General features: G+C 71.4%; 25 protein-coding genes. 8 read left to right on the plus strand and 17 right to left on the minus strand.

Annotated elements, in window-relative coordinates; translation table 11 throughout:
* Position 1 precedes the first annotated feature (1 nt).
* The 4 genes from ABZV42_RS18070 to ABZV42_RS18085 all read right to left on the minus strand — a co-directional run bounded on the left by ABZV42_RS18070 (position 2) and on the right by ABZV42_RS18085 (position 4,057).
* A complete protein-coding gene (locus ABZV42_RS18070) occupies positions 2 to 805 on the minus strand; it encodes an ATP-binding cassette domain-containing protein (protein ID WP_355978837.1) in 804 nt (267 codons plus the stop codon).
* A 14-nt stretch (positions 806 to 819) separates the two neighbouring features.
* Positions 820 to 1,875, minus strand: coding sequence for an ABC transporter permease (locus tag ABZV42_RS18075; protein WP_355978839.1), 1,056 nt, complete (start codon positions 1,873 to 1,875; stop codon positions 820 to 822).
* Entirely contained in the window at positions 1,872 to 2,876 is a 1,005-nt protein-coding gene (locus ABZV42_RS18080; protein WP_355978841.1) for a sugar ABC transporter substrate-binding protein, read from the minus strand. The genes ABZV42_RS18075 and ABZV42_RS18080 overlap by 4 nt, the downstream gene beginning before the upstream one ends.
* Positions 2,877 to 3,319: 443 nt before the next feature.
* Entirely contained in the window at positions 3,320 to 4,057 is a 738-nt protein-coding gene (locus ABZV42_RS18085; protein WP_355978932.1) for a GntR family transcriptional regulator, read from the minus strand.
* A 128-nt stretch (positions 4,058 to 4,185) separates the two neighbouring features.
* Here ABZV42_RS18085 and ABZV42_RS18090 point away from each other — a divergent pair, with 128 nt between their 5' ends.
* Positions 4,186 to 5,199: a Gfo/Idh/MocA family oxidoreductase gene (locus ABZV42_RS18090; RefSeq protein ID WP_355978843.1), complete on the plus strand. Its 1,014-nt coding sequence runs from the start codon at positions 4,186 to 4,188 to the stop codon at positions 5,197 to 5,199.
* Between the two features lie 70 nt (positions 5,200 to 5,269).
* Here ABZV42_RS18090 and ABZV42_RS18095 read toward each other — a convergent pair whose 3' ends face one another.
* From ABZV42_RS18095 to ABZV42_RS18125, 7 genes are all read right to left on the minus strand, one after another.
* Entirely contained in the window at positions 5,270 to 5,761 is a 492-nt protein-coding gene (locus ABZV42_RS18095; RefSeq protein ID WP_355978845.1) for a hypothetical protein, read from the minus strand.
* A 31-nt stretch (positions 5,762 to 5,792) separates the two neighbouring features.
* Entirely contained in the window at positions 5,793 to 6,968 is a 1,176-nt protein-coding gene (locus ABZV42_RS18100; protein WP_356052627.1) for a cytochrome P450, read from the minus strand.
* A gap of 42 nt (positions 6,969 to 7,010) precedes the next feature.
* Positions 7,011 to 7,682 carry a response regulator transcription factor gene (locus tag ABZV42_RS18105; RefSeq protein ID WP_355978849.1) on the minus strand — a complete coding sequence of 224 codons (672 nt, stop codon included), beginning with the start codon at positions 7,680 to 7,682 and terminating at the stop codon, positions 7,011 to 7,013.
* Positions 7,683 to 8,035: 353 nt separating this feature from the next.
* Positions 8,036 to 9,313 (minus strand): histidine kinase, encoded by a 1,278-nt coding sequence (locus ABZV42_RS18110; RefSeq protein WP_356052629.1) that lies wholly within the window; start codon positions 9,311 to 9,313, stop codon positions 8,036 to 8,038.
* A gap of 273 nt (positions 9,314 to 9,586) precedes the next feature.
* A complete protein-coding gene (locus ABZV42_RS18115) occupies positions 9,587 to 9,979 on the minus strand; it encodes a ribonuclease domain-containing protein (RefSeq protein WP_355978851.1) in 393 nt (130 codons plus the stop codon).
* Between the two features lie 218 nt (positions 9,980 to 10,197).
* Positions 10,198 to 10,806 carry a dihydrofolate reductase family protein gene (locus tag ABZV42_RS18120; RefSeq protein ID WP_355978852.1) on the minus strand — a complete coding sequence of 203 codons (609 nt, stop codon included), beginning with the start codon at positions 10,804 to 10,806 and terminating at the stop codon, positions 10,198 to 10,200.
* Positions 10,807 to 10,937: 131 nt separating this feature from the next.
* Positions 10,938 to 11,753 (minus strand): AIM24 family protein, encoded by an 816-nt coding sequence (locus ABZV42_RS18125; RefSeq protein WP_355978854.1) that lies wholly within the window; start codon positions 11,751 to 11,753, stop codon positions 10,938 to 10,940.
* A gap of 341 nt (positions 11,754 to 12,094) precedes the next feature.
* Between ABZV42_RS18125 and ABZV42_RS18130 the strand changes: the two genes are divergently transcribed.
* Entirely contained in the window at positions 12,095 to 12,985 is an 891-nt protein-coding gene (locus ABZV42_RS18130; RefSeq protein WP_356052631.1) for a prohibitin family protein, read from the plus strand.
* A gap of 103 nt (positions 12,986 to 13,088) precedes the next feature.
* Complete coding sequence (locus tag ABZV42_RS18135) at positions 13,089 to 13,838, plus strand: 3-oxoacyl-ACP reductase family protein (protein WP_356052633.1); 750 nt, start codon at positions 13,089 to 13,091, stop codon at positions 13,836 to 13,838.
* Positions 13,839 to 14,125: 287 nt separating this feature from the next.
* On the opposite strand, the gene alc is transcribed toward ABZV42_RS18135, so the two are convergent.
* Positions 14,126 to 15,265, minus strand: a complete 1,140-nt coding sequence (gene alc / locus ABZV42_RS18140) for an allantoicase (protein WP_355978858.1) — start codon at positions 15,263 to 15,265, stop codon at positions 14,126 to 14,128.
* A gap of 139 nt (positions 15,266 to 15,404) precedes the next feature.
* Positions 15,405 to 16,745 carry an allantoinase AllB gene (gene allB, locus ABZV42_RS18145; protein ID WP_355978860.1) on the minus strand — a complete coding sequence of 447 codons (1,341 nt, stop codon included), beginning with the start codon at positions 16,743 to 16,745 and terminating at the stop codon, positions 15,405 to 15,407.
* A 366-nt stretch (positions 16,746 to 17,111) separates the two neighbouring features.
* Here allB and ABZV42_RS18150 point away from each other — a divergent pair, with 366 nt between their 5' ends.
* Positions 17,112 to 17,915 (plus strand): IclR family transcriptional regulator, encoded by an 804-nt coding sequence (locus ABZV42_RS18150; protein ID WP_355978862.1) that lies wholly within the window; start codon positions 17,112 to 17,114, stop codon positions 17,913 to 17,915.
* Positions 17,916 to 18,132: 217 nt separating this feature from the next.
* Here ABZV42_RS18150 and ABZV42_RS18155 read toward each other — a convergent pair whose 3' ends face one another.
* Together ABZV42_RS18155 and ABZV42_RS18160 are read right to left on the minus strand one after the other, a co-directional pair.
* Positions 18,133 to 18,819 (minus strand): ABC transporter ATP-binding protein, encoded by a 687-nt coding sequence (locus tag ABZV42_RS18155; protein ID WP_356052635.1) that lies wholly within the window; start codon positions 18,817 to 18,819, stop codon positions 18,133 to 18,135.
* 17 nt (positions 18,820 to 18,836) lie between these two features.
* Entirely contained in the window at positions 18,837 to 19,874 is a 1,038-nt protein-coding gene (locus ABZV42_RS18160; RefSeq protein WP_355978866.1) for an ABC transporter permease, read from the minus strand.
* Between the two features lie 179 nt (positions 19,875 to 20,053).
* On the opposite strand from ABZV42_RS18160, the gene ABZV42_RS18165 reads away from it, so the two are divergent.
* Complete coding sequence (locus ABZV42_RS18165) at positions 20,054 to 21,367, plus strand: sensor histidine kinase (RefSeq protein WP_356052637.1); 1,314 nt, start codon at positions 20,054 to 20,056, stop codon at positions 21,365 to 21,367.
* Entirely contained in the window at positions 21,364 to 21,996 is a 633-nt protein-coding gene (locus tag ABZV42_RS18170) for a response regulator transcription factor (protein ID WP_355978870.1), read from the plus strand. The genes ABZV42_RS18165 and ABZV42_RS18170 overlap by 4 nt, the downstream gene beginning before the upstream one ends.
* A 111-nt stretch (positions 21,997 to 22,107) precedes the next feature.
* Here ABZV42_RS18170 and ABZV42_RS18175 read toward each other — a convergent pair whose 3' ends face one another.
* Complete coding sequence (locus ABZV42_RS18175; RefSeq protein ID WP_355978872.1) at positions 22,108 to 22,431, minus strand: DUF5955 family protein; 324 nt, start codon at positions 22,429 to 22,431, stop codon at positions 22,108 to 22,110.
* A gap of 210 nt (positions 22,432 to 22,641) precedes the next feature.
* On the opposite strand from ABZV42_RS18175, the gene ABZV42_RS18180 reads away from it, so the two are divergent.
* Together ABZV42_RS18180 and aceB are read left to right on the plus strand one after the other, a co-directional pair.
* Positions 22,642 to 23,241, plus strand: coding sequence for a nucleotidyltransferase family protein (locus ABZV42_RS18180; RefSeq protein ID WP_355978874.1), 600 nt, complete (start codon positions 22,642 to 22,644; stop codon positions 23,239 to 23,241).
* Between the two features lie 295 nt (positions 23,242 to 23,536).
* A complete protein-coding gene (gene aceB / locus ABZV42_RS18185; protein ID WP_355978876.1) occupies positions 23,537 to 25,171 on the plus strand; it encodes a malate synthase A in 1,635 nt (544 codons plus the stop codon).
* Between the two features lie 136 nt (positions 25,172 to 25,307).
* Here aceB and ABZV42_RS18190 read toward each other — a convergent pair whose 3' ends face one another.
* Complete coding sequence (locus ABZV42_RS18190) at positions 25,308 to 26,222, minus strand: HipA family kinase (RefSeq protein WP_356052639.1); 915 nt, start codon at positions 26,220 to 26,222, stop codon at positions 25,308 to 25,310.
* Between the last annotated feature and the right edge of the window lie 223 nt (positions 26,223 to 26,445).

The following is a 26,445-nucleotide window of genomic DNA, read 5'->3' on the forward strand; positions in this document are numbered from 1 at the left end:
CTCACACGGCGCGGTTCTCCAGCTCGTGGCGCAGGTCGTCCAGCTCGCTCCCGCCCGCCATCTGGCGGGTCAGCTCGTCCAGTGTGATCCCGTCCCGGGTGTAGCTGCCCGACATCGCGCCGCGCTTCAGCAGGACGAAACGATCACCCACGAGATAGGCATGATGCGGATTGTGGGTGATGAACACAACACCCAGTCCGGCGTCCCTTGCGGCGGCCACATATTTGAGAACCACACCGGACTGCTTCACCCCGAGGGCGGCGGTGGGCTCGTCGAGTACGAGCACCTTGGCGCCGAAGTGGACGGCACGGGCGATCGCCACGCACTGGCGCTCGCCGCCGGAGAGGGTGCCGATCGGCTGGTCGACGTCACGCAGGTCGATGCCCATCCGCAGGAGTTCCGCGTGGGTCGTGCGCCGCATGTGGTCGACATCGAGGTGCTTGAACGGACCGAAGCCCTTGCGCGGCTCGGAGCCCAGGAAGAAGTTCCGCCAGACCGGCATCAGCGGGACGACGGCGAGGTCCTGGTAGACGGTGGCGATACCGCGGTCCAGGGCCTCGCGCGGGGACGACAGCCGGGTCTCCTCGCCCTCGATGCGCAGGGTGCCGCCGTCGTGCTGATGGCGGCCCGCGATGATCTTGATGAGGGTGGACTTGCCCGCGCCGTTGTCGCCGAGCACACAGGTGATCTCGCCCGCGTGGACCTCCAGCGAGACGCCTTCGAGGGCGCGGATGTTGCCGTAGTGCTTACTGACGTCGTCGAGCTCGACGAGCGCCGGTCGCCGCGCGGCGGGTTCCTCGGTCATGTCCGTCTCCGTCGTCACTTCGTGGCCTCCGCGCGCTTGCGGACCCAGTGGTTGAGCAGGGTCGCGAGGAGCAGCATCACGCCCAGGAAGAACTTGAACCAGTCCGGGTTCCACTCGGCGAAGACGATGCCCTTGCTGACCATTCCGAAGATCAGCGCGCCCACGGCCGCGCCGACCGCGGAGCCGTAGCCGCCGGTGATCAGGCAGCCCCCGATGACGGCCGCGATGATGTAGATCAGCTCGTTGCCGACGCCCTCGCCCGACTGCACGACGTCGAACGAGAACAGCAGATGCTGGCCGGAGATCCAGGCGCCGAAGGCGACGCCCATATAGAGGCCGATCTTGGTCTTGTCGACCGGGACGCCGACCGCGCGGGCCGCCTCCTCGCCGCCGCCGACGGCGTAGATCCAGTTGCCGACACGGGTGCGCAGCAGGATCCAGGTGGCCACGGCGACCAGGACCAGCCACCACAGGATGGTGATCTTGAAGTCGACACCGCCGATGGTGATCGTCGAGGCGAAGACGTCCTTGGCGGAGGAGAAACCCTCCATGTCGGAGATCGACTTGGTGGAGACCGTGCCGCTGATCAGCTTGGTGAAGCCGAGGTTCATGCCGGTCAGCATCAGGAACGTGCCGAGCGTGATGATGAAGCTCGGCGGGTCGGTACGGGTCAGCATCACGCCGTTGAAGACGCCGATCGCGAGGGTGGCGAGGAGCGAGACGAACACACCGACCCAGACGTTCGCCGTCATCTGGTAGCTGAACATCGACGAGATCAGCGCGGAGCTGGTCACCATGACGCCCGCGGACAGGTCGAACTCGCCGCCGATCATGAGCAGCGCGACCGGGACGGCCATGATGCCGATGGTCGACGCCGCGTACAGGATGGTGCTGAGGCTCGCGGCCCGTACGAAGCTGTCCGCGAAGACTGCGAAGAAGACGAAGACCGCGACCGCGCCGACCACCGAGCCGAGCTCGGGGCGGCTCAGCAGCCTGCGCAGGGGCGAGGTCTTCAGGAGACGTTCGTCGGTCCTGGGGCCGGGCGTGGGCGCGGGTGCCGTGGCGGTCATCGGGTCCCCCGGTCCGCGTACTGCTCCAGCTCGGACGCCTGGTCCTTGGTGATGATCTGCGGTCCGGTCAGGACGGGCTTGCCGCCGCCGAGGACGTCGGCGTTGTACTTGTAGAGCCACAGCAGGTCCACCGCCTCGTAGCCCTGGAGGTAGGGCTGCTGGTCGACTGCGAAGCCGAGAGTGCCGTTCTTGAGCTCGGCTGCGACCTTCGCGTTCAGGTCGAAGGTGTCGATCTCGGCCTTGCTGCCCGCGTCCTGCTTCGCCTTCACCGCGGTGTCCGCGAACGGCGCGCCGAGGGTGACGACCGAGTCGATCGACGTGTCGGCCTGGAGCTTCGAACCGATGGAGGACTGGACGTCGGGCATGTTGGTGCCCGTGACGTAGAGGTTCTCGACGGTCCCGTCGAAGGTCTTCTTGATACCGGCGCAGCGCTGCTCGTGTCCGACGTTGCCCTGCTCGTGCAGGACGCACAGGGCCTTCTTGCGGCCCCGCTTGTTCAGCTCGTCACCGACGGCCTCGCCGGCGATCGTCTCGTCCTGACCGATGTGGGTGAGCGCGCCGAAGGCCTTGGACTCCGCGGAGCCGGAGTTCACCGTGATCACCGGGATGCCGGCCTTGCGGGCGCGCGCGACCGCGGCCTTCATGGCGTCGGGCTTGGCCAGCGTGACGATGATGCCGTCGACCTTCTTGTCGACGGCCGTGTCCACGAGCTGGGCCTGCTGCTGGGCATCGTCGTCGTGCGAGTAGAGGAAGTTGATGTTGTCCTTGACGGCGGCCTGCTTGGCACCGTTCTGGACGATGTCCCAGAAGGTGTCGCCGTCGCCCGAGTGGGTGATCATCGCGAAGGTCCACCGGGGCGTGTTCACCGCGGCCCTGCCCTGGGCCGCCGCCGCTTTGCGGGCGTCCTCGGCTCGTTTTCCCCCGGTGCTGCTGCATCCAGCGAGGGAGACCGTCAGCGCCCCCGCCAGCGCGATGCCCACCCAGGTCCGTGTCCGTGCCACGAGGCCGTGCCCTTCTTGCCGTGCTCTTGGTGTGCCGGGGCGTGAGGACGCGCCCGGGGGCCCTCCTGCGGGCCCTTCGGGACCGGTGTCGTACCGGCCCAAACGACCAAGTATCGATCATTCGGATCATCCGCCCAAATCGCGGCCGGCGCGCGCAGTGCGCCGCGGCGGGACGGCGGGGCCGTCACAGCGCGGCGGAAACGCCGACACGGCGGGGCCGTCGGGACGGCGAACGAACGGGTCACGGCCGCACGACGAACGGCGGGATCAGGAGCACGGAGGCGGAGTGCGCGCGATTCAAGGCCGCACGACGAGCCGCGGGATCAGGAGGCAGAGAGTCGGAGTGCGCGCGATTCAAGGCCGTACGACGAGCTGCGGGATCAACAGACACGAAGAGCGCCCTGTTCACGGCCGCACGAAAGGCGGAGACGGAGGCGGAGGCGTCAGGACCGCACGAGGAGCTGGAACTCGAAGGAGTAGCGCGAGGCGCGGTAGATGTGGGTGCCGAACTCCACGGCGCGGCCGGTGTCGTCGAATGTGGTGCGCTGCATGGTGAGGACGGGGGTCCCGGCGGGCTCGCCGAGCCGCTCGCCCTCCTCGGCGCTGGCCGCGCGGGCCCCGACTGACTGACGGGCGCTGTGCAGGGTTATGCCCGCTCCGCGCATCAGCCGGTACAGCCCGGTGGCCTCCATCCGACCGCTGTCGAGCTCCAGCAGCTCGGGGGGCAGGTAGTTGCAGAGGTACGCCATCGGCTCACCGTGCGCGAGACGCAGCCGTTCGACGCGGTGGACCTCGCTGCCCTCGGCAACCCCGAGAGCGGCCGCCACCTCGGTGGACGCCGGTTCGACGGTGTTCACGACCACCTGAGTCGCCGGGCGCTGGCCCGCCGACTCCAGGTCGTCGTAGAGGCTGCTGAGCTCGAGCGGGCGCTTGACCTGGCTGTGCACGATCTGGGTGCCGACGCCTCGGCGCCGTACGAGCAGCCCTTTGTCGACGAGGGACTGGATGGCCTGGCGGACCGTGGGGCGGGACAGGCCGAGCCGCGCGGCGAGCTCGATCTCGTTGCCGAGCAGACTGCCCGGGGTCAGCATTCCGTGCTCGATGGCCGCCTCGAGCTGCTGCGCCAGCTGGAAGTACAGCGGGACCGGACTGGTGCGGTCGACGCCGAGTTGGAGCGACACGGTCGGATCCACGACTGGTTTGGCCACGGATCGAGCGTAGCCCCGGGAGATGTTGACGGGAAGTTGTGAGGTTCGATTGTCCGGACAAACCATTGACAGCACGACGGGTCGCGCAGCAGTTTGTTCCCATGCGCATCGGACTTATCGGAGCGGGACGTATCGGCACATTTCATGCGGCCACTCTCAGCCGCCACCGTGAGGTCGGCGGCTCCCTCATCGTCACGGACGCGGATCCCGTACGGGCCCAGCGGCTGGCGGACCGGCTGGGGGCGACGGCGGCACCGACCGTGAACGAGATCTTCACCTGGGGCGTGGACGCGGTGGTCATCACGGCAGCCACCTCGGCCCACGCCGAACTCATCGGCCGGGCCGCACGCTCCGGACTCCCGGTCTTCTGCGAGAAGCCCATAGCTCTCGACCTGGCGGGCACACTCGCCGCGCTCGCCGAGGTCGACGCCGCCGGAACGGTTCTGCAGATGGGCTTCCAGCGCCGCTTCGACGTGGGGTACACGGCCGCCCGCGAGGCGGTCCGCTCGGGCCGGCTCGGCCGGCTGCACACCGTACGCGCGATGACGTCGGACCAGTCGCCGCCGCCGGCCGGCTACCTCCCGCTCTCCGGCGGGCTCTACCGCGACTGCCTGATCCACGACTTCGACATGCTGCGCTGGGTCAGCGGCCGCGAGGTCGTCCAGGTGTACGCGACCGGCTCAGACGCCGGGCCCGCGATGTTCCGCGAGGCGAACGACATCGACACCGGCGCGGCCGTCCTCACCTTCGACGACGGGATGCTCGCGACGGCGACTGCCACCCGCTTGAACGGCGCCGGCTACGACGTCCGCATGGAGCTCTCCGGCGAACTGGACCAGATCGCCGTCGGTCTGGACGACCGCACGCCGATCGCCTCGACCGAGCCGGCCGGGCCGCCGCCCGCGGACAAGCCGTGGACGGGGTTCCTGGAACGCTTCGGCCCCGCGTACGAGGCCGAGCTCGCCGCGTTCGTCGAGGTGGTCCGCGGTGAGCGCGCCAACCCCTGCGACGGCCGCGAGGCACTGGAGGCGCTGCGCATCGCCGAGGCCTGCGAGGTGTCCCGACGCGAACGCCGCCCGGTCTCCCCGGCGGAGATCCCGGGCGGCAGGCTCTGAGGACCGCCCGGCGCCGACCGGGCGGGGGCACGCGGCCGAGCCCAAGGACAGCCGTGAAGCAGTCGGTCCGTCATCCCAGGAGCCGGACGGCGGGGGTCTCGCCGTCGACGCCGAGGAGCCGGTCGCAGTGCTTGCACGTCAGGCGGTGCGGCCGCACCAGGTTGGTCTGGATGCTGTCGGTGCCCGGCTCCTTCGCCTCCGGGCAGTGGTAGGCGAGGTGCAGCCGGACCCAGGGATGGCTGGTGGGCGCGGCGGCCTTCCTGCCGTCCCGGGTGTCGGTGAAGGGCGCCCACCAGAAGTCGACCAGCGCCCGGACCGCGAGCCGGTCCCGGCCGCTGGTCGTGTCGAACCCCGCGATCCTGGCGGCGGTGCGGTGGCTCTTGAATCCGCTGCGGCTGCCCGAGCACAGGGCCTGCTCGGCCCCGAGCTCGAACACCGTCGTCCGCCCGGTCCGCTCGCAGACGAAGCAGTCGAGACTGAACTCCAGCCGGGAGCGCCAGTAGAGCTGGTGGCTCTCCTCCCGGCCGGTCAGCTCCGCGGTGATCTCCGCCGTACGCAGCACGGGCAACGCTCCTCACGCGGCACCGGGCCGCTCACCAGCGCACCGGCATACGGCGCACGCCTCGCATCAGCATGCCGGGCAGCCAGCCGCTCGGCGGTCCCTCGGGCGCCAGGTCCGGGCACCGCTCCAGCAGGGAACGAAGGGCCACTTGGGCTTCGAGCCGGGCCAGCGGCGCGCCGAGACAGTAGTGGATACCGTGCCCGAAGGCGAGATGACCACGGGCCTCGCGCCGGAGGTCGAAGCGGTCGGGCGCCGGATAGCGCGCCTCGTCGCGATCGGCCGCGGTGAGGCAGATCATCACCTCTTCCCCTGCCGCGATCGCCGTGCCGCCGATGTCGAGCGGCTCGGCGGCACAGCGGAAGGTCGCGTTCTCCACCGGGCCGTCATGGCGCAGGGTCTCCTCGATGGTGCCGTCGAGCAACGTCATGTCGGCCCGCAGGGCGGCGAGTTGGCCGGGGTGGCCGAGCAGGGCCCGGACGACACCCGTGATGAGGTTGACCGTCGTCTCGTGTCCGGCGACGAGGAGCAGGAACGCCATGCCTCGCAACTCCCGCGCCGAGAGCCGGTCACCGTCCTCGGCGGTGGTGCGGACGAGACCGCTCAGCAGGTCGTCCGTGGGACCCGCGCAGCGCTTGTCCTCGATCAGATCGCCCAGATAGGCGGCCAGTTCGACGAAGGCCTTCTGCTCGCTCTCGGCGCTGGTGGGAGCCACCGTCTCCGTGGACAGCGCGCGGAACGCGGCCCGGTCCGGCGCGGGCACTCCGAGCAGCTCGCAGATGACGGTGAGCGGCAGCGGATAGGCGAACGACTCGACGAGGTCCGCGTGCCCGCGCGGAATCATCGCGTCGAGCAGTTCGTCGGTGATCTCCTGGATCCGTGGGCGCAGTGCGGCGACCCGCCGGCCGGTGAACTCGCCCGCGATCAGCGTCCGGAGGCGGGTGTGCTGCGGCGGGTCGGAGAGAAGCATGTGCTCGCCGATCAGCTCCTCGCCGTAGAAGACGAACCCCGCCGTGTTCGCGCTCTTGGCCAGCCGCGCGTCGGCGAGCGCGGCCCGCGCCTCCTCGTACCCCACGACGAGCCAGGTCTCATGCCTCTCGTCCGGCGGTGGCAGCCGCACCCGGTGCACAGGGCCGAGCGCGCGTAACTCGGCGTAGACCGGGTGCGGGTCCTCGGTGAATCCTGTTCTGTACTCCCCCAGGTCGATCACGATTCTCCCTCCCGTTACACCCTCAACGCGCGAGGATCCCGGTCAGTGCCCGTCCTCCTCCAGCAAGCCGGCGTCGTACGCCAGCAACGCGATCTGCACCCGGTTGTTGAGGCCGAGCTTGGCGAGAACCCGGGAGACATGCGTCTTGACCGTGGCGACGCTCATGAACAGTCCGGCGGCGATCTCCGCGTTCGAACGGCCCCGCCCGACCTCGACGGCCACCTCGCGCTCACGCTCGTTCAGTACGGCCGTCCGGGAACGGGCGTCCGCCCTGCGGGTGTCGAGGGCGGACCCGGCGGCGTGTTCCATCAACTGACGGGTGACGGCGGGCGACAGAACCGGGTCCCCGGCCGCGACCCGGCGTACCGCCGCCAGGATCTCCGCGGGCGGTGTGTCCTTGAGAACGAACCCGGCCGCACCCGCGCGCAGCGCCCGCAGCACCTGCTCGTCGGCGTGAAAGGTCGTCAGGACCACGACCTGTGGGGCCTTCTCCCGCCCCCGCAGCCGCTCGGTGGCGCTCAGCCCGTCGACGCCCGGCATCCTGATGTCCATCAGAACGACGTCGGGCCGGGTGCGGTCGACGAGTTCCTCCACCTCACCACCGTCGGCGGCCTCACCGACGATCTCGACATCCCCGGCACCCCCCAACATGAGGCCCAACCCCGCCCGCACCAACGGATCATCGTCGACGAGCACCAGCCGAATCACAGTCATGCCACCACCCAACCAGCTCCCCCACCCTTCTTCGCCCCCTCCGCCCCTGCCCTTCCCACCCTGAGGCTCCACCCCAGCCCCCGCCCCTCAAACGCCGGAGGGGCTGAAATTTCCCCGGCCGGGACTGAAATCCGCATGCACGCGAGCCACCACGCAGCGGCACCCGGCGACGGACGGAAGGGGACGTGCCGGTACATCAAATGCCCGCAGTCCGGACGGATCATCACCCACGCCCACTTCGAAACACCGCCGGGATCCGTCCGGATGCGGGCGGATGTACCGGCGCGGCCCCGACCCACCCACCGGACCGGAACCGGCGACGCCGGCGCGAGCGAACCCGCACGAGCGCCTGCCTACGGCCGCCCCCAGGGCAACCAGGCCCGAACCCGAAACCCCCCACCCCCCAGCACCCCGTGCTCCAGCCGCCCACCCGCCAGCGTCGCCCGCTCCGTCAGCCCGATCAGCCCCTGCCCGGACCCCGGGACCTTGGGCACCGGCCCCGGCGGCGCGGGATTGGCGACGGTCACGGTCAGACCGTCGCCGGCCGCGCCCCGCACCGTCACCGTGACCTCCGCCCCCGGGGCGTGCTTGCGCGCGTTCGTCAGCCCCTCCTGGGCGATGCGGTACGCGGTACGGCCCACGGACGCGGGCACGGCGGCCGGGTCGGCGACCAGGTTGTCGAGGACGACCTTCGCGCCCGCGGAGCGTGACTCGGCGACCAGACCGTCGAGCGCGGCGAGCGTCGGCTGCGGCCGCCCCGCCTCGTCGGAGTCCCCGGCCCGCAGCACCCCGATGATCTCGCGCAGATCCTGCAAGGCCTCGTGCGCGCTCTCCCGGATCACACCGGCGGCCCTGGCGACCTCCTCCAGAGGAGCGTCGGGCCGGAATTCCAGCGCCCCCGCGTGCACGCTCAGCAGCGTGAGCCGGTGCGCGAGCACGTCGTGCATCTCTCGCGCGATCGCCTCCCGGGCGAGTCGCTGCGCCTGCCCGGCCCGAAGCACCGCCTCGGTCTCGGCCCGCCGCGCACGGTCCCGCAGACTCAGCATGAGCTGGCGTTTGGACCGTACGAACATGCCCCAGCCGACCACCGCGGAGGTGAGCAGCGCGGTGACGGCGAGGGCGGCGAGATAGGGCAGATCGGGGTCGGGCCGCACCCAGAAGAACGCCGGGAGCAGAGCGATCTGGACGCCGGCGACACAGGCGACGTACCGGAGGGGCCGGTGCACGGCCAGGGTGAAGAGGGCGACGAGTCCCGCACCGCCCGCCGTGTTCGAGACGAGCCCGACCGGGATCATGGCGACGGCGAAGCCCAGCGGCCACCGCCGGCGCAGCCAGACCGCCGCACAGGCCAGCGCACCGAGCGCCTGGTCTGCGACGGCGTAGGCGTGCGAAATGTTCGGGTCGTCGTTCACCTTGTTCGCGGCGGCGAGCCCGATGGCGACTGCCAGCAGGAAGCAGCCGAGGTCGACGGCCCAGTCGCGCAGGGTGCGCCGGGGCCGTCCGGAGGAGCCCGCACGGTCGGCGTCGGGGTCGAGTTCAGCGGCCACCGCCGACGGCAGCAGCCAGCGCCGGGCGGGCAGCACCGGCGCTCGGACGTCATGCGGCTCAGGCGCCGGCTTGTCACCACTCACGGTCGACAAATCTACGCAGCGGGCCCGGCCGCCACCTCTCCGCGAGAGCGGCCGACGACCAAAGTCGGACGGATTCAGACTTTCGTCCGGCCGAGGGCCGTGGCCCGGCAACTTCGGTCGGACATGCCTCGCCCCGCGGCCGGTGCGCCTGGGGGGAGCCGCGGGGCGAGGGTCGTGCCGTGATGGTGAAGCACGTACTGGAGGCGCCCGGTCCTGCCGCCCTCGTTCAGGGCGCCATCGGGTGAACGGTGACCGGACGCCCGGAAGCCCGGATCAGCAGCCGAAGTTGATCAGCTTGAACGTGACGTAGTGGTCGGAGGTGTAGTAGTCCTCCAGGGTCTTCTTGCCGGTCACGATGCGACGGGCGCCACGCGTCGAGGAGCCGGGCGTGATGACCGTGTACTCGTGGTAGTACCCGGTGGACTGGGAGGGCAGGACACCCTCCCGGTTCTGGAAGACGGCCCCGTCCTGCGAGTACGGGAAGGGGCCTCCCGAGTCGATCAGGTCGAGCGTGTCGTACGCCTGGGAGGGCAGCGCGCCGTAACAGATGCTGCCGACGGAGGCGGTCGCCGCGTTGGCCGGAGCCACGGCGGTGCCGCCGACGAGCAGGGCGGACATGAGGGCCACGAGGGCGCCGATGCGGGTGGTTCGTGGGGGGAATCTCATGGACCTAGAATGACGCGCGTAGACCCTGACATGTCAATGTCAAGAAACCGATTTCTCTCGTCAAGTCCCATGAATTTTCCGGGAGTTAACTTGCCGCACGGCGTCCTCACGCGCCCCCGGCAACCCCTATCGACCCCACCCACCAGGCCCGTCGCCCCCTCCCGTCGGACACCGAACGCGCCGCCGGACGGAAGGGAGGGACACGGACTCGGGCTCGGCTAGTAGCTTCCGTAGGTGGGGCTGCCTTCACGCTCGTACGTGTTGATCGCGACGCCCGCGCCGGTGATCGTTCCGCCGGTGCGCCGGAACGCGGTGGGGGCGGCGCCCTCGGCGAAGAGACGGCGGCCCCTGCCGAGCACCACGGGGAAGGTCATCAGGTGCAGGGTGTCGATCATCCCGAGCGCGAACAGGGACTGGGCGAGGACGGCGCTGCCGTGGATCTGGAGCTCGCCCTCGGTGCGCTCCTTGAGGGCCGTGACCTCCTTGCCGAGGTCGCCGGTGATCACCGTCGTGCCCTCCCAGGCCGGCTCCGCGAGAGTCGAGGAGGCGACGTACTTGGGCAGTGCGTTCAGCTTGGAGGCGATCGGGTCGGCCGGGTCGGTCATCTTCGGCCAGTAGCCCGCGAAGATCTCGTACGTGCGCCTGCCCAGCAGGAACGCGTCCACGCGGGAGAAGTTGTCGACGACGAAGTTCCCGAAGTCCTCGTCGCCGAAGGGAACGCTCCAGCCGCCCTGATCGAAGCCGCCGCTTCGGTCCTCCTCGGGGCCGCCCGGCGCCTGGTGGACTCCGTCGATGCTGACGAACGCGGTGAGGGTGAGCTTGCCCATGACGGTGCCTGCTTCCTTACGGTGGGGTCTGCTGCCATCAGGACAGACCCCACCGGCACCCGCAACTCATCGGTCCACGACGAAGCAACCCCGCGTTCTTCGACGGGTCCCACGACCCGCACACCGGCGAGTCACCCAACGTCGGTCGAGAACAGCCCGCCCGTCGGGCCCTGCTTGTCGCCGCCCTGGGCCTTTCTCAGGGCGTTGGCGAGGCTCTCGATGGTGAGGGACTGAAGGATCACCCGTCCGTTGCCCTCCAGAGTGGCCAGCGACAGGCCCTCGCCGCCGAAGACCGCGTTCATCAGCCCCTGCCGGTTGAGGCCGCCGATACGCTGGACGCCGTACTGGATGCCCTCCTCGAAGGCGACCACACAGCCCGTGTCGACCTCGATGCGGCCGCCGAAGTCGGCGGGGTTCAGGTCGATGAAGTTGCCCGCACCGGCGATGATCACCGTGCCGTGGCCGGTGAACTTCTCCAGGACGAATCCCTCGCCGCCGCTGCGCCCGGTCCGGCCGCCCTGGAAGGCGATGCCGAACTGCACGGTCGACTCGGCAGCCACGAAGGCGTCCTTCTCGGCGAACCACGCGCGGGTGCCGTCGAGCTCCAGGGCGCGCATCTCGCCGGGCAGCACGCCCGCGAAGCCGACAGTGCCCTCGCCGCCCGTGGACGTGAAGTACTGGAAGGCCAGCGACTCGCCCGCGAGGGCGCGCTGGCCCGCCTGCATGGCGGTGCCCACGGCCTGGCGGAGCATGCCGCCCATGCCGCCTCCGCCGCCCTGCTGCCCGCCGCCACCGCTGCCCGACGGCCCGGAGAGACGCGTCTCCATGGTCACGTTGGTCGTCTTGAACAGGAACTTTCCCGCTTCGCAGTACACGGTCTGGCCGAGGCTCAGGTTGACGACCGCCATCTGCATGGCGTTGCCGACGATTTCTTGCTGAAGGGTCACGCCGGAAGAACGCGGGAGGCGGAGCAAAGAGTTCCGGCCGACCGGGTGAGGCGCGGCCGCGCTCCCTCACAGCCCGGCCGGCCCCGGGTTCCCGTATGCCCTGCTGCTCGCCGTCCTGGTCCGCGTGCCGGACGCCGGCTCTGGCCCTGGCTCCGGCTCCGGCTCCGGCTCCGGCTCCGGTAGAGCCTGTCGGCGCCCGGGCCGCCGGAGAGCGTGTGCGTGCCGATCGGAGCCCTGCTCCCGCCTGTTCGGGCTGTGCGCCGCCCGACACCGGAGATCGCTACGATGCGCCGGGGCCGCGCCCCGGGAGGCGCGGAAACGTTTTCCAGAGGGGGATACCTGTGTTCGTGCTGTCCATCCTGTTGCTCATAGCCGCGGTGGTGCTCGTTGTCGTCGGCCGCGGCCGAACTCCCGCGGGCCGCTGGAGGCTCGGGGCGGCGCTCAGCGCCATGGCGGGCCTGCTGGCAGGCGCCTTCGCCTGCGTCCATGTCGTGAGTGCCTCCGAGGTCGGCGTGCCGGTGACCTTCGGCAAGATCGGCACGCCGCTGGTCTCGGGCATGCACTTCAAGTCACCGTTCACCGACGTCACGTCCTTCTCCACCCGCCCGGTGGACCTCGACCTCAACGGCAAGGACGTGGTGGAGGTCCGCTCCGCTCAGGGCGGTGTGCTCTATGCGGACGTCACCATCAAGTGGGCCGTGGCACCGGCCAAGGCGGTCGCGCTGTACCGGCTGGCGGGCAGCGAGGAATCCGTGGGGGAGCGACTGGTGTTGCCCGACAGCCGCGAGATCATCCGCAACGTCTTCGCGAAGCACACCAGCGAGGAGGGTTACGCGTCCGCCCGCGAGCAGATCAGCTCGGAGATCGCCGGCCTCGTCAAGGAGCGACTGGCACCGCGCGGCATCGACGTCACTTCCGTCAACCTGCGCAATGTGAGGCCGTCGGCGAAGTTGCAGGACCAGATCGACAAGAAGATCCAGCAGGAGCAGGCCACCGAGCGGGCCACCGAGGCCGCGCGCACGGCCAAGGCGGAGGCGGAGCGCAAGCGGATCGAGGCGGAGGGCATCGCCCGCGCCAACAAGATCATCGAGGGGTCGCTGAGCGACAAGGTGCTGTACAACCAGTGCCTTGAGGCGTACAAGGAGGCCGCGAAGGCCAACCCGGTGTACGCGGTGCCGTGCGGTACGGACTCGAACGGCACGCCGGTCATCGTGGACAACAGGAAGAGCTGAGGCCGCCCGTGCGGCGAGGCGGGTGGGGCTCCACCCGCCTCCTGGCGAACTCGGTGTCCGTTCGCCGCCAGCGTCCGGACCGGGCGGGCGCTGGGATGGGGGCATGACTTCTCAGGGAACCATGAACGGCAAGGTGGCCCTCGTGACCGGCGGCAGCCGGGGCATCGGGGCCGCGACGGCGTTGCGGCTGGCCCGCGAGGGCGCGGACGTGGCCGTCACCTACGTGAGCGGCAAGGAGGCCGCGGAGGACGTCGTACGGGGTGTCGAGGCGCTCGGGCGCAGGGGGCTCGCCCTGTGCGCGGACTCCGGTGACTCGGCCGAGGCCGGTGCGGTGGCCGACCGGGTCGTCGCGGAGTTCGGCCGGCTCGACGTGCTCGTCAACAACGCGGGGCTGGGTGTGCTGGGGCCGCTGGAAGCGCTGTCCCTCGCGGACGTCGACCATGTGCTCGACGTGAATGTCCGGGGCGTCTTCCTGGCCTCCCGGTCGGCGGCGCCGCACCTCGGGGACGGCGGCCGGATCATCACGATCGGCAGCTGCATGACCCAGCGAGTACCCGGTGCCGGCGGGACGCTCTACGCGATGAGCAAGTCCGCGCTGATCGGCCTGACCAAGGCGCTCGCGCGCGAACTGGGCGAACGCGGGATCACCGCCAACATCGTCCATCCCGGTCCCGTCGACACGGACATGAATCCGGCGGACGGCCCGTACGCCCCGGGCCAGAGCGCGATGACAGCGGCGGGCCGCTTCGGCACCGCCGAGGAGGTCGCGTCCATGGTCGCGTATCTGGCGGGGAGCGAGGCCTCGTACGTGACGGGCGCGGAGTTCGCGGTGGACGGAGGCCACGCGGCGTGACAGTGCGCAGGGGGCGGCGGCGAGGCCTGCTCGCGACAGCGTGCAGGGGGCGGCGGCGAGCCCGGTCGCGACAGTGCGCAAGGGGCCGCGGCGAGGCCGCCCCCTGCGCGGGCCTGGCCGGAGACACGCCGACCGGCCAGGGTCCGGGCCGCTCGCATCCGGGCCACTCGCATCCGGACCATTCAGGTCCCATGGCCTCGGACCCGGACCGCCCGGACCCACTCGGACCGCTCGGACCCGCTCGGAGCCGAGCGGCCCAGCCGCGGCCGACCCGAACTCGGAGGTTCTCAGCCGCCCAGTTCCTGATGTCGTGCCGTCAGGCTCGACGCCCCCTCCTCCGTCAGGGAGCCGAACAGGCGCAGGCGGGAGATTCCGCCGTCCGGGAAGATGTCCACGCGCGCGTGGGTGGCGACGGTGGGTGCGGGGAGGGTGAAGCGGTGGTTGGTGTCGGGCTGGAGGCGGGTGCGGGGCAGGATCTCGGTCCACTCCCCCGCGTCTCCCTCGTCGCCGTTCCGCACCGACACCGAGGCCCATCCGGCGCTGTTGCCCTTCAGGTACGCCGTGTCGATCTCGACGGCGCGGAGCTCGGACTGGGCGGCGAGGCGGTAGCGGATCCAGTCGTTGCCGTTGTCGCGGCGACGGCGCGTCTCCCAGCCGTCGTCCATCTTGCGCGAACGCCCCGGCTGGATGGTGTTGGTGGCGGGTGAGTAGAAGCGGTCGGAGGCGTCCTCGACCTGCCCGCCGTTCTCCAGGGCGACCACGTCGAAGGTGCCGAGGGCGGACAGCCAGCGCGGGTCGGGCACGACCTCGCCGTGGACACGCAGCCGCGCGATGCCCCCGTCGGGGTGCTGGTTGACGCGCAGGTGGGTGAAGCGCTGCTCCACGGAAACGGCGAATCCGTTGGCCGCGTGACCGCCGACCGGTGTGCGCGGCACCAGGGTGGTCCACTTCACCTCGTCCGCGAGCAGTTCCTCGGGCGAGGGCGAACCCGGGACCGATACGCCCTCGACGGACACCGCCTGCGGATAGTTGCCGCGGAAGTGGGCGGTGTCGACGACGATCCCGCGGATCACCCCGGGAGCGCCGAGGCGTACGAGGGCCCAGTCGTGGTCCTCGGCCGTCGGCCACGGGTGCTCGGCCGAGACGCCGCGGCGGCGCCGGGTCTCCCACCCGTCCATGATCTTGCCCTTGTGACCGAAGAGCTCGGGGTCGAACTCCGCAGCCCCGGCCAGCAGAAGGTTCTCGCGCTCGGCGAAGAATTCGTCGTTGGCGGCGATGACACCCGCGCCGAGCTGCCGGTCCGCCAGATTGGCGTACCGGGCGAAGGGCAAGTCGGCGGTGCGGTAGTCCGCGTACGGGTCCCCGCCTCCGTAGGGGTTCGCGTCTCCGGTGAAGGTGGCCGGAACGGTTGGGTGCTGCGCCGTCACGATGATCGATCTGCCTTTCGGGGGTCGGCCGTTGCGGTTACGGATACGGATGGACTTGGCGAGGGGGGAAGCGGGTCCGGGGTGCCGGGCCGCGACCGGAGTGCGGAAGGCCGAGGCGCCCGCGTGATCGGGTCACGGACTACGTTCGCCGGGTGAGGAGTTGTCCCCTGGGCTCGGTGAACCGGCCCTCGGTGGCGATGCGTTCGCCGCGCAGCCAGGTCGATCTCACGACACCGCTGAGGGTCCTGCCCGCGTAGGCAGTCACCCGGTTGCGGTGCTGGAGCTCGGCGGGGTCGACGGTGAAGGTCTCGTCGGGGGCGAACACCGCGAAGTCCGCGTCGCGACCCACCGTGATGGCACCCTTGCGGTCGTCCAGACCGACGAGTCGTGCCGTGCCGGAGGACATCCAGCGGACCACGTCCTCCAGGCCGTGGCCACGCCTGCGGGCCTCTGTCCAGACGGCGGAGAGGCTCAACTGGAGGCCGGAGATGCCACCCCACGCGGTCGCGAAGTCGTCCGTCTTGAGGTCCGCGGTCGACGGCGAGTGGTCGGTGACCACGCAGTCGATCGTGCCGTCGGCCAGCGCCTGCCACAGCAGGTCCTGGTTGGCGGCCTCGCGGATGGGCGGGCAGCACTTGAACTCGCTCGCGCCGTCCGGGACTTCCTCGGCGGTCAGGGTGAGGTAGTGCGGGCAGGTCTCCACGGTGAGCCGGACCCCGTCCGCCTTGGCGGCGGCGATGAGCGGGAGCGCGTCGCTCGACGACAGATGCAGTACGTGCACCCGCGCGTCGAGGCGCTTGGCCTGGGCGACGAGGCTCTCGATGGCGGTGTCCTCGGCGTCACGGGGGCGCGAGGCGAGGAAATCGGCGTACTTGGGGCCGCCCTTCTGCGGGGCCGCGGCCAAGTGGTGCGGGTCCTCGGCGTGCACGATCAGCAGGCCGCCGAAACCGGCGATCTCCGCGAGGGAACGGGCGAGTTGCTCCTGGTCGAGCTCGGGGAACTCCTCGACCCCGGACGGCGACAGGAAGGCCTTGAACCCGAAGACACCGGCGTCGTACAGGGGTCGCAGGTCCCCGACGTTGCCGGGCAGCGCGCCGCCCCAGAAGCCGACGTCGATGTGCGCCTTGGAGCGGGCGACGTCCTTCTTCGTACGGAGGTTGCCGACCGTCGTCGTCGGCGGGAGGGAGTTGAGCGGCATGTCGATCAGCGTGGTGATGCCACCGGCGGCCGCGGCGCGTGTCGCGGTCCAGAACCCCTCCCACTCGGTGCGGCCGGGGTCGTTCACATGGACGTGGGTGTCGACGAGGCCGGGCATCAGGACGTCGTCACCGAAGTCCCGCGACCGGGCTCCGGGCGGCACCTCGGCGTCGTACGGCAGCACGGCCGTGATCTTCCCCGCGGCGACCGCGACCGAAGCGGCGCGCGTCCCTTCGGGAGTGATGACGCGCGTCGAGCGCAGCACCAGTTCGGCTTCGGACACCCGGACCCCTCTCTCCGCCGCTGTCGGCTCCCGTTGCCGCCGGGTTGCTCCCGCGTAACGGAATTCAACTTTCTGTTGAAGAAGTCTTCACTCCGACCCCCGCGCCGTCAAGGGGTCCTCGCTCCACCCTCCCCCGACCCGGCCCGCATCCGCCTCCGGCGGGCCCGGGTCGGCCCGGCCGCAGAGGCTTCCGTGCAAACTTCCGTACAGTGGAATCACACTTCCGGAATGCAGAATGCAGTTGTACCCTACCCGGCAGTCGATCGACTGCCGGGTAGGCTGCGTCTCTGCCCGCCCCCGCCGCCGCCCCCTTCGAGACTCTTCGGGTCACCCCGCTCGATTCCGCGCCCCGAAAGGACCGCCGCCGTGCCGCCGTCCAGCGCCAGCACCACCGACGCCCGATCACCCGCTCCCAGTGGCGGCGTCCAGTCCCTCGAGCGCGCTTTCGATCTGCTGGAGCGCATGGCGGACGCCGGGGGCGAGGTCGGTCTGAGCGAGCTCTCCGCGAGCAGCGGCCTGCCGCTGCCCACCATTCACCGGCTGATGCGCACCCTCGTGGCCTGCGGATACGTACGGCAGCAGGCCAACCGCCGGTACGCGCTCGGCCCCCGTCTGATCCGGCTGGGCGAGTCCGCCTCGCGGCTGCTCGGCACCTGGGCCCGCCCTTATCTGGCGCGTCTGGTGGAGGAGACCGGCGAGACCGCGAACATGGCGCTGCTCGACGGGGACGAGATCGTCTACGTGGCCCAGGTGCCGTCCAAGCACTCGATGCGCATGTTCACCGAGGTGGGCCGCCGGGTGCTGCCGCACTCCACGGGTGTCGGCAAGGCTCTGCTCGCCCACACCCCGGACGACGAGGTCCGCGCGCTGCTCTCCCGTACGGGAATGCCCGCCGCGACGGAGAAGACGATCACCACACCTGACGGCTTCCTCGCCGCGCTCGCCGAGGTGCGCCGGACCGGCTACGCGGTCGACGACAACGAGCAGGAGATCGGCGTCCGCTGTCTGGCCGTCTCCGTGCCCGACTCCCCGACCGCCGCCGCGATCTCGATCTCCGGCCCCGCAGGCCGGGTCACCGAGGCCGCCACCGACAAGATCGTTCCGGTGCTCCAGCAGGTCGCGGCCGAGCTGTCGGAGGCCCTGGCCAGCTCGGGTCCGGGCGCCGGCTGAACCGGGCGCCGGCTTGACCGGTTACGGACTCAACCGGGTGCTCCCCGTGTCCGCGGGCACGGGGAGCACCCGCGGACTGTCTCAGGAGACGGGGAGCACCCGCGGACTGTGCCCGAGGGGACGGGGAGCACCCGCAGGCCGTGTCCGGGGGCATGGCAAGCGGGAGGCCGCTCGCCGTCGTAGCGGTCGAGGGCGGCTGAGCCCTCACCCGCCGGGATCATTCCGCCCCGACCGCCGCCGTGGGTGCCGCCAGGCGTCCGTCCGTCATCTCGCGCACCGCGTCCGCCTCGCCGAGGCGGGCGCGGTCGTGCGTCACGAGGACGGTCGCCGTGGCGCGTTCACGTGTGAGCCGGAGCAGCAGGTCGAGCACCGCCGAGCCGCGTTCGTGGTCGAGTGCGCTGGTCGGCTCGTCGACCAGGAGCACCGACGGCTCGTTGACCAGCGCACGGGCGATGTTCACGCGCTGCCGCTGGCCGCCGGACAGTTGATGGGGGCGCCGGTGTGCCAGGTCGCCGAGTCCGACCGCGCCCAGCAACTCCTGCGCGCGCCGGGTCACTTGACGCCGCCCGTCCAGGTGGCCCATCACCTGGAGCTGCTCCAGCGCGGTCAGTGAGGGCAGCAGGTTCGGCTGCTGGAACACGATGCCGATCTCGCGCCGCCGCAGGACGGCCCGCTCGGCGGCCGTCAGCGCCCCCGTCTCCGTACCCCCGACGAGGACGCGTCCGTGGTCCGGAGAGACCAGGGTCGCCGCGACCGCGAGAAGGCTGGACTTGCCTGAGCCGGAGGGACCCACGACGGCCGTCATCGTTCCGGCGGGCACCTGGAGGCCGACACCGTCCAGGGCGGTCAGCCGGCCGTCGCCGTCGGGGTAGGTGAGGGTGATGTCCTCGAGGGTCAGGCTCATGAGGGGATTTCCTGGTCTCATCGGGCGCTCGCCAGCGCGGTCAGGGGGTCGACTGCGGTGATCCGGCGGACGGACAGACCCGCGCCGAGCGCCCCGAGAGCGATCGTGACGGCGGCGGGTCCGAGCACGGTCGCGGCGTCCAGGGCGAACGGCACGTCGCCGCCCCGCACCAGCGCGCCCGCTCCGGCGGCGAGCCCGGTCCCGAGCAGTGTCCCGGCGGCGAGCATGACCACCGCCTGGCCGAGCGCGTCGCGCAGCAGATACGGCGTGGAGGCGCCCAGCGCCTTCAGGACCGCGATGTCGGGCGACCGCTGGATCGTCCAGACCGTGAAGAACGCCCCGGTGACGAGGGCCGAGATCACGAAGAGGAAGCCGCGCATGAGCTGGAGGGAGCCGTTCTCGGCCCGGTAGGAGCCGATGGCGGTGAGGGCGTCGCCCCTGGTGAAGGTCTTCGTGCCGGCGGCACGGTCGGCCGCACGCAGGTCGGCGCCGTGGGTGCGCAGGGCGATCACCGTCGCCGTACCGGAGAAGGCGGTCCATACGACCGGGGTGTGGCTGTACGAGGCTTGGCCGGCCACGGCCGCGACGGTCAGCTCGGCGCCACCGAGCCGTACCCGGTCCCCGGGTGTCACACCGAGCGCGGCGGCGGCCTTCTCGGAGAGCACGGCACGGCCGGGCGCGACCCCCGCCGGGGCGATGCCCGAGCCGGGTCGCACGGCGAACGAGGACACCGCGGCCGTCCGGTCGCCGGCGGCCGCGTTCAGGGTGCGGACGCCGATCGGCTCGGCCGAGGTGACGCCGGGTCTGCCAGCCCAGGTCTCCCGGGCGCGAGGCGGCATCCGCGCGCCGGTGAAGGACACCGGCTGCCCCGCGGGTGGCGCGGCGAAGGCCAGGTGGTCGGCGGGCAGTGCCGTGACCGCCGAGGTGTTCTCCTCGGCGAGCCCGGCGGTCAGCCCGGACAGCAGCCCCACGAGCAGGGTGATCAGTACGACCACGGCTCCCATCAGGGCGAACCGCCCCTTGGCGAAACGTAGATCTCTCCATGCGACGAACATGCCTCGACCCTGCCGCCCGGACCGGGTCCGGGGCATCGCCCGCCCGCATGCTTCCCGGCCGGCGAAGGAAGCGGCCCTCGGCAGACGAAGGAGCGGCCCTTCGCCGGCGAAGGAAGCGGCTCTCTTTCAACCTTTCGGTTGACCGGGGTCCGTCCTGCCCCGCCTACCCTGGAACGACCATGAATGTCCGTCGCCACTCCCCCGTCGTCGCCGTCCTGCGGCTGTGTCTGTACGCCCTGCTCGCGGGCCTTCTCCTGCTGGCCGCCGTCCGTTCCGGTGACACCGGGCACCCGACCGCGGTCGTCCTGTCGGTCCTCGTGACGGGCGCGGTGCTCGTCGCGGGTGCGGTCTCCCCCGCGGTGCACCGCTCACGGCGTGCGGCCGTGCTGTGGGTGGCCGCGCTCAGCGCCAGCTGGCTCGCGCTGGTCACGCTCTCACCGGACGGGCTGTGGGTGGCGTTCCCGCTCTACTTCCTGCAACTGCACCTGCTGCCGGTGCGCTGGAGCCTGCCCGCGGTCGCCCTGACCGCCGGGGCGGCGGTCGCGAGCTTCGTGGCGCACGGTGCGCCCCTCACCCCGGGCGCGTTCATCGGGCCGCTGCTGGGGGCGGGGGTCGCGGTCGCCACGGTGCTCGGGTACGAGGCGCTGTACCGGGAGAGCGAGCGGCGCCGGGAGCTGATCGAGGAACTCATCGCCACCCGCGCCGAGCTGGCCGAGGCCGAACGCGCCGCGGGTACGCTCGCCGAGCGGGAGCGGCTCGCCCGCGAGATCCACGACACCCTCGCCCAGGGCCTGTCCAGCATCCAGCTCCTGATGCGGGCCGCCCAGCGTCTGCTGCCCGCGGACTCCCCGGCCGCCCCGCATCTGGAGCAGGCCCGGGCGACCGCGCAGGACAACCTCGCCGAGGCCCGTCGTTTCGTCCGCGCGCTCACCCCGCCCGATCTGGAACACGGCTCACTGGCCGCCGCGCTGGAGCGGCTGTGCCGGTCGGCCGCCGTGGACGCGCCGAAGGTCCGCTTCTCGGTGAGCGGCCCGCCCGCCGGGCTTCCGACGCCGTACGAGGTGGCCCTGCTGCGGATCGCGCAGTCGGCGCTCGGCAACACGCTGCGCCACGCGCACGCCGATCGCGTGGAGATCACGCTCAGCTTCATGGACACCTCGGTCGCGCTGGACGTGGTGGACGACGGTGCCGGCTTCGCCCCCGGCGGGGTGCAACCGGACGAGGGGCGCCCGGACGGGGACGGCAAGGACGGCGGCTTCGGGCTTCCCGCGATGCGTTCGCGCGCACGGTCGCTGGGCGGGACGTTCACCGTGGAGTCGGCGCCCGGACAGGGCACGGCGGTGGCGGTCACGCTGCCGCTCCCCGGCACCGGAGAGCCGCCCGGGCCGGCCTCCACGACAACCTCCACGGGCGTGTCCATGACAATCTCCACGGCCCGCACCGACGGCGCCGGGACCGAACAACCCGCACCCACCGCGGGGAGCCGGGCATGACCGTCCGCCTGCTGCTCGCGGACGACCACCCGGTCGTCCGCGCGGGACTGCGCGCGGTGCTGTCCGCGGAGCCCGACTTCGAGATCGTCGCGGAGGCGCCGACGGCGGAGGCCGCGGTGGAGCGTGCCGGGGCCGGCGGTGTGGACGTCGTCCTCATGGACCTCCAGTTCGGCGCCGGGATGCACGGGGCGCAGGCCACGGCCGCGATCACGGCGCGTCCCGGCGCACCCCGGGTCCTCGTCCTGACCACGTACGACACCGACGCGGACATCCTCGCCGCGGTCGAGGCGGGCGCCTGTGGCTACCTCCTCAAGGACGCCCCTCCGGAGGAGCTCTCCGCTGCCGTGCGCACCGCAGCGTCCGGTCACTCGGCGCTCGCCCCGAGGGTCGCCGACCGGCTCATGGACCGCATGCGCACCCCCGCCGCCGCCCTCAGCCGCCGCGAACTGGAGGTCCTCGAACTGGTCAAGGACGGGCTCTCGAACCAGCGGATCAGCAAGGAGCTGTTCCTGAGCCAGGCGACCGTGAAGTCCCATCTGGTGCACATCTACGCGAAGTTGGGTGTGGACTCCCGCACCTCGGCCGTGGCCGCGGCCACCGAGCGGGGTGTCATCCGCAGGGGGCGGTAGGGGTGTCGTCGACGCCGTGGACCGGTCCGGTCAGGTCCGGACCGGAGCGGAGCGGCTTGGACCGGTCCGGAGCGGGAGAGCGGTCGGCCGTGCCGCGGGCGCCCGTCGCGGTCAGTGTCGGCTTCGGTGCGGGGGGTCCCCGAAGAGTTCGACGGCGGTTCGGACGTCCGCGAGGCGGGTCGCCAGGGCGCTCACCGAGCCGATCGCACCCGCGACCAGGAGGAGCGAGCGGCGCAGCCGGGGGATCTCCGGGATGCCTCCGGCGGCCATCGCGGCGAGGGACGCGAGCTCGTCCTCGGCGATACCCCGGTCGGCGAACTCGACCGGATGCACGGCGAGTTCACGGCGCAGCCGGGCGACGGCGGTACGCAGTTCCGCCACCCTCGGATCCTCGTCGCTGCCCGTCACCGGTCTCTGCCCCAAGCTCCGCAGCACAGCTCTCCCCCTCGCGCGCCGTTATGCGTCGGTCCCGCCCATGTCGGCTCCAGATCCCCGTGGCGGTGGTCGGGCGCCGGGGGACGCGGGCCAGTAAACGCCACCCGGTGCGCCGGGCGCCACTGCGCGGACCGAAATTCAGCCCTCGGACACCAGGGTGACGGCCCGGGTTCCGGGGCGCGCTCCGGCCCGGTCGGGTATGCAGGGGACATGACGGAGAACAAGGGCGAGGTGGCGGGGCTGGTGCTGGCGGCCGGAGGCGGACGGCGCCTCGGGGGCCGCCCCAAGGCACTCCTGTCCCACCGGGGGCGGCCGCTGGTCGAACACGCGGTGCGGACGCTGCGCGCGGGCGGCTGCACCCGTGTCCATGTCGTCCTCGGCGCGCGGTCCGATGCCGTACGGGAGCAGGCGTCCCTGGCCGGGTGCGTCCTGGTGGAGAACCCTGACTGGGAAGAGGGCATGGGCTCGTCGCTGCGGGCCGGGCTCGACTCGCTGACGGACTCGGGGGCGCGGGCCGCGCTGGTGTCGCTGGTCGACCAGCCGGGGATCGGCCCGGAGGCGGTGGCCCGGGTGCTGGCCGCGTACGACTCCCCGCTGACGCTCGCCGCGGCGGCGTACGACGGTGAACGCGGCCATCCGGTGCTGTTCGGGTCGGGCCACTGGGCGGGGATCGCGGCGACCGCCACCGGCGACCGGGGAGCACGCGCCTACCTGAAGGCCCACGCCGACACGGTCACCCTCGTCGAGTGCGGGGACGTGGCGCGGGCGTACGACATCGACACGGAGGCCGACCTGGTCCACCTCGAGTGAACTGGGTGGCACCGAGCGCCACCTTCTGTCGAGCTGGACAATCTCGACATCAACAAACCATTGAACTTCCACCATGAGGAAATTAGTATCCACTGATCAGAAGCGCCTCGCCGGGCGCGAAGCACGCCGAAGGCGTCCGACGCCGGCCGTCCGCGCCACGGCACCGGGTGCCAGGCGCGGTGACGCCGTCCATGATTCGCTCGTTCGACGGCGTACGGAACGCCCGCAGGACCCGTACGCGGTTCGCCCGTGAGCAGATCCCCCGCACGAAGCTCGCTGAAGGAAGTGACAGCTCATGTCCGCACCAGCGCCGTCCTCGCTGGCCATCGTCGACGCCGAGCCCCTGCCCCGGCAGGAGGAGGTCCTCACCGAGGCGGCCCTCGCCTTCGTGGCGGAGCTGCACCGGCGGTTCACGCCCCGGCGTGACGAGCTCCTCGCCCGCCGCGCGGAGCGGCGCGCCGACATCGCCCGCACCTCCACGCTCGACTTCCTGCCGGAGACCGCCGCGATCCGCGCGGACGACTCCTGGCGGGTGGCCCCCGCCCCGGCCGCGCTCGACGACCGCCGGGTCGAGATCACCGGCCCCACCGACCGCAAGATGACTGTCAACGCCCTCAACTCGGGCGCCCGGGTCTGGCTCGCGGACTTCGAGGACGCCTCGGCACCCACCTGGGAGAACGTGGTCCTCGGCCAGCTGAACCTGATCGACGCGTACACCCGGAGCATCGACTTCACCGACCCGGCATCCGGCAAGTCGTACGCCCTCAAGCCGGACGCCGAGCTCGCGACCGTCGTGATGCGGCCACGCGGCTGGCATCTGAACGAGCGTCACCTCGTCGCCGCCGACGGCACGCCCGTGCCCGGCGCGCTCGTCGACTTCGGCCTGTACTTCTTCCACAACGCCCAGCGGCTGCTGGACCTCGGCAAGGGCCCCTACTTCTATCTGCCCAAGACCGAGTCACACCTCGAAGCCCGCCTGTGGAACGAGGTGTTCGTCTTCGCGCAGGACTACGTCGGCGTCCCGCAGGGCTCGGTCCGCGCGACCGTGCTGATCGAGACGATCACCGCCGCGTACGAGATGGACGAGATCCTCTACGAACTCCGCGATCACGCCTCGGGGTTGAACGCGGGCCGCTGGGACTACCTCTTCTCCATCGTCAAGAACTTCCGTGACGGCGGGACCAAGTTCGTCCTTCCGGACCGCAACGCGGTAACGATGATGGCCCCGTTCATGCGGGCGTACACCGAACTCCTCGTCCGCACCTGCCACAAGCGGGGTGCTCACGCGATCGGCGGCATGGCCGCGTTCATCCCCTCGCGGCGCGACGAAGCGGTCAACAAGGTGGCCTTCGAGAAGGTCAAGGCCGACAAGGACCGTGAGGCGGGTGACGGCTTCGACGGTTCGTGGGTGGCCCACCCCGACCTCGTCCCGATCGCGATGGCCTCCTTCGACGCCGTCCTCGGCGACCGGCCGAACCAGAAGGACCGGCTGCGCGAGGACGTGTCGGTCGCGGCCGGGGACCTCATCGCCGTCGACTCCCTCGACGCTCGGCCGACGTACGGCGGTCTGGTCAACGCCGTTCAGGTCGGCATCCGTTACATCGAGGCGTGGCTGCGCGGCCTCGGCGCGGTCGCCATCTTCAATCTCATGGAGGACGCGGCCACCGCCGAGATCTCGCGCTCGCAGATCTGGCAGTGGATCAACGCGGGTGTCGTCTTCGAGCACGACGGCAGGACCGTGGCGGCCACCCCCGAGCTGGCCCGTGAGATCGCCGCGCGTGAACTCGCGGACATCCGCGCCGAGATCGGCGAGGAGGCCTTCTCGGCCGGCCGCTGGCAGCAGGCGCACGACCTGCTCCTGAAGGTCGCGCTGGACGAGGACTACGCGGACTTCCTGACGCTGCCCGCCTACGAGCAGCTGACCGGCTGACGCCAGGGGGTGCCGTCCGGACCGGTCCGCCTCCCCGGCGATCCGGCCGGCGCCCCCGGGCCTGGTCCGACACCCTCGGGCCCGCGCAGTCGGCGGAACCGGGTGCGGTACCCGGTCTGGACCCGCTGGATGCCCGTCACCCCAGATGCACCGACCAATCCTGTTCCGCCGCGGGTTTGCCGTGCAGGTCCGGGACGCGCTTGAGCCAGTCCGGGCGGCCCTGCTGGGTCCGCTCCGCGCGGTCGGCGTCCTCGGCGGCCAGCTGTTCACGGCTCGGGAAGTCCGTGGGAAGCCAGGCCGCCGAGGCACGGACACGGGCCAGGAGATAGCCGACGTACGCCTCGCGGACCTCGTCCGGGCCGGTGAAGCCCGGCTCGTCCACGAGCCAGGCGTCGGGCACCCGCGCCAGGACCGTGCGCAGCAGTTCCTCGGTGACCTCGGGGGCGAGTTCGGCGTCGGCCGCGCGGGTGTCCGGGCCGTGACCGCCGAGCGCGTGGCTCCTGAAGTCGTAGGCCTTCTCCGGCGCCGAGGCGTCCCAGCGGTGGTGGAAGACGAGGGCGGCGCCGTGGTCGATCAGCCACAGGCGGGGCGGCGCGATACCGAGAGTGGGCCAGACCATGAGGTTCGAGCTGTGCACCGTGCGGTCGACGTTGACGGTGAGGGCGTCCAGCCACACCACCTTGCCCGCCTCCAGCGGGTCGACCGGGAACATCCGCGCGACCTCGGGCGTGAAGTCCTTCGCGCCCGGCAGATAGTCCATGCCGAGGTTGAGTCCGGCACTGGCCCGGAGCAGGTCCTGGACCTCCTGATGGGGTTCGTGCCCGGCGACGGCCGGGTCGAAGGCGACGAGGACCAGCTCGGGGAAGCGCAGCCCGAGGGCCCGGGCCAGTTCCCCGACGACGATCTCGGCGACCAGCGCCTTGTGTCCCTGGGCGGCCCCCGTGAACTTCACGACGTACGTGCCCAGGTCGTCGGCCTCGACCACTCCGGGCACGGAGCCACCGGAGTGCAGAGGCGCGACATAGCGGGTTGCGGCAACCTTCCTCAGCATTTTCCGATGCCCCACGGTTCCTTAGCCATACATTCCACGGCAAGCCGACGCTTTCCGGCCTCCGTCATGAAGTGAACATAGTAACCAAGCGTGACAGCCGGGGACGAGCGCGCCGCCGAGGGCACCGATCAGCCGATGACGGTCCAGGTGTCGCCGCCGGCGAGGAGGGCGGCGAGGTCGCCCTTGCCGTTCTGTTCGATGGCGGCGTCGAGCTGGTCGGCCA

Origin of the sequence: Streptomyces sp. NPDC005281, from assembly GCF_040607495.1 — a bacterium.
GTDB lineage: Bacteria > Actinomycetota > Actinomycetes > Streptomycetales > Streptomycetaceae > Streptomyces.

What these genes read in the sequence shown, in the direction of transcription:
- ABZV42_RS18160 (WP_355978866.1), bottom strand. Translation starts at nt 19,874, where the DNA reads ATGTTCGTCGCATGGAGAGATCTACGTTTCGCCAAGGGGCGGTTCGCC.
- ABZV42_RS18155 (WP_356052635.1), bottom strand. Translation starts at nt 18,819, where the DNA reads ATGAGCCTGACCCTCGAGGACATCACCCTCACCTACCCCGACGGCGAC.
- ABZV42_RS18135 (WP_356052633.1), top strand. Translation starts at nt 13,089, where the DNA reads ATGACTTCTCAGGGAACCATGAACGGCAAGGTGGCCCTCGTGACCGGC.
- ABZV42_RS18115 (WP_355978851.1), bottom strand. Translation starts at nt 9,979, where the DNA reads ATGAGATTCCCCCCACGAACCACCCGCATCGGCGCCCTCGTGGCCCTC.
- ABZV42_RS18075 (WP_355978839.1), bottom strand. Translation starts at nt 1,875, where the DNA reads ATGACCGCCACGGCACCCGCGCCCACGCCCGGCCCCAGGACCGACGAA.
- ABZV42_RS18090 (WP_355978843.1), top strand. Translation starts at nt 4,186, where the DNA reads ATGCGCATCGGACTTATCGGAGCGGGACGTATCGGCACATTTCATGCG.
- ABZV42_RS18190 (WP_356052639.1), bottom strand. Translation starts at nt 26,222, where the DNA reads ATGCTGAGGAAGGTTGCCGCAACCCGCTATGTCGCGCCTCTGCACTCC.
- ABZV42_RS18105 (WP_355978849.1), bottom strand. Translation starts at nt 7,682, where the DNA reads ATGACTGTGATTCGGCTGGTGCTCGTCGACGATGATCCGTTGGTGCGG.
- ABZV42_RS18070 (WP_355978837.1), bottom strand. Translation starts at nt 805, where the DNA reads ATGACCGAGGAACCCGCCGCGCGGCGACCGGCGCTCGTCGAGCTCGAC.
- ABZV42_RS18165 (WP_356052637.1), top strand. Translation starts at nt 20,054, where the DNA reads ATGAATGTCCGTCGCCACTCCCCCGTCGTCGCCGTCCTGCGGCTGTGT.
- ABZV42_RS18120 (WP_355978852.1), bottom strand. Translation starts at nt 10,806, where the DNA reads ATGGGCAAGCTCACCCTCACCGCGTTCGTCAGCATCGACGGAGTCCAC.
- ABZV42_RS18170 (WP_355978870.1), top strand. Translation starts at nt 21,364, where the DNA reads ATGACCGTCCGCCTGCTGCTCGCGGACGACCACCCGGTCGTCCGCGCG.
- aceB (WP_355978876.1), top strand. Translation starts at nt 23,537, where the DNA reads ATGTCCGCACCAGCGCCGTCCTCGCTGGCCATCGTCGACGCCGAGCCC.
- ABZV42_RS18180 (WP_355978874.1), top strand. Translation starts at nt 22,642, where the DNA reads ATGACGGAGAACAAGGGCGAGGTGGCGGGGCTGGTGCTGGCGGCCGGA.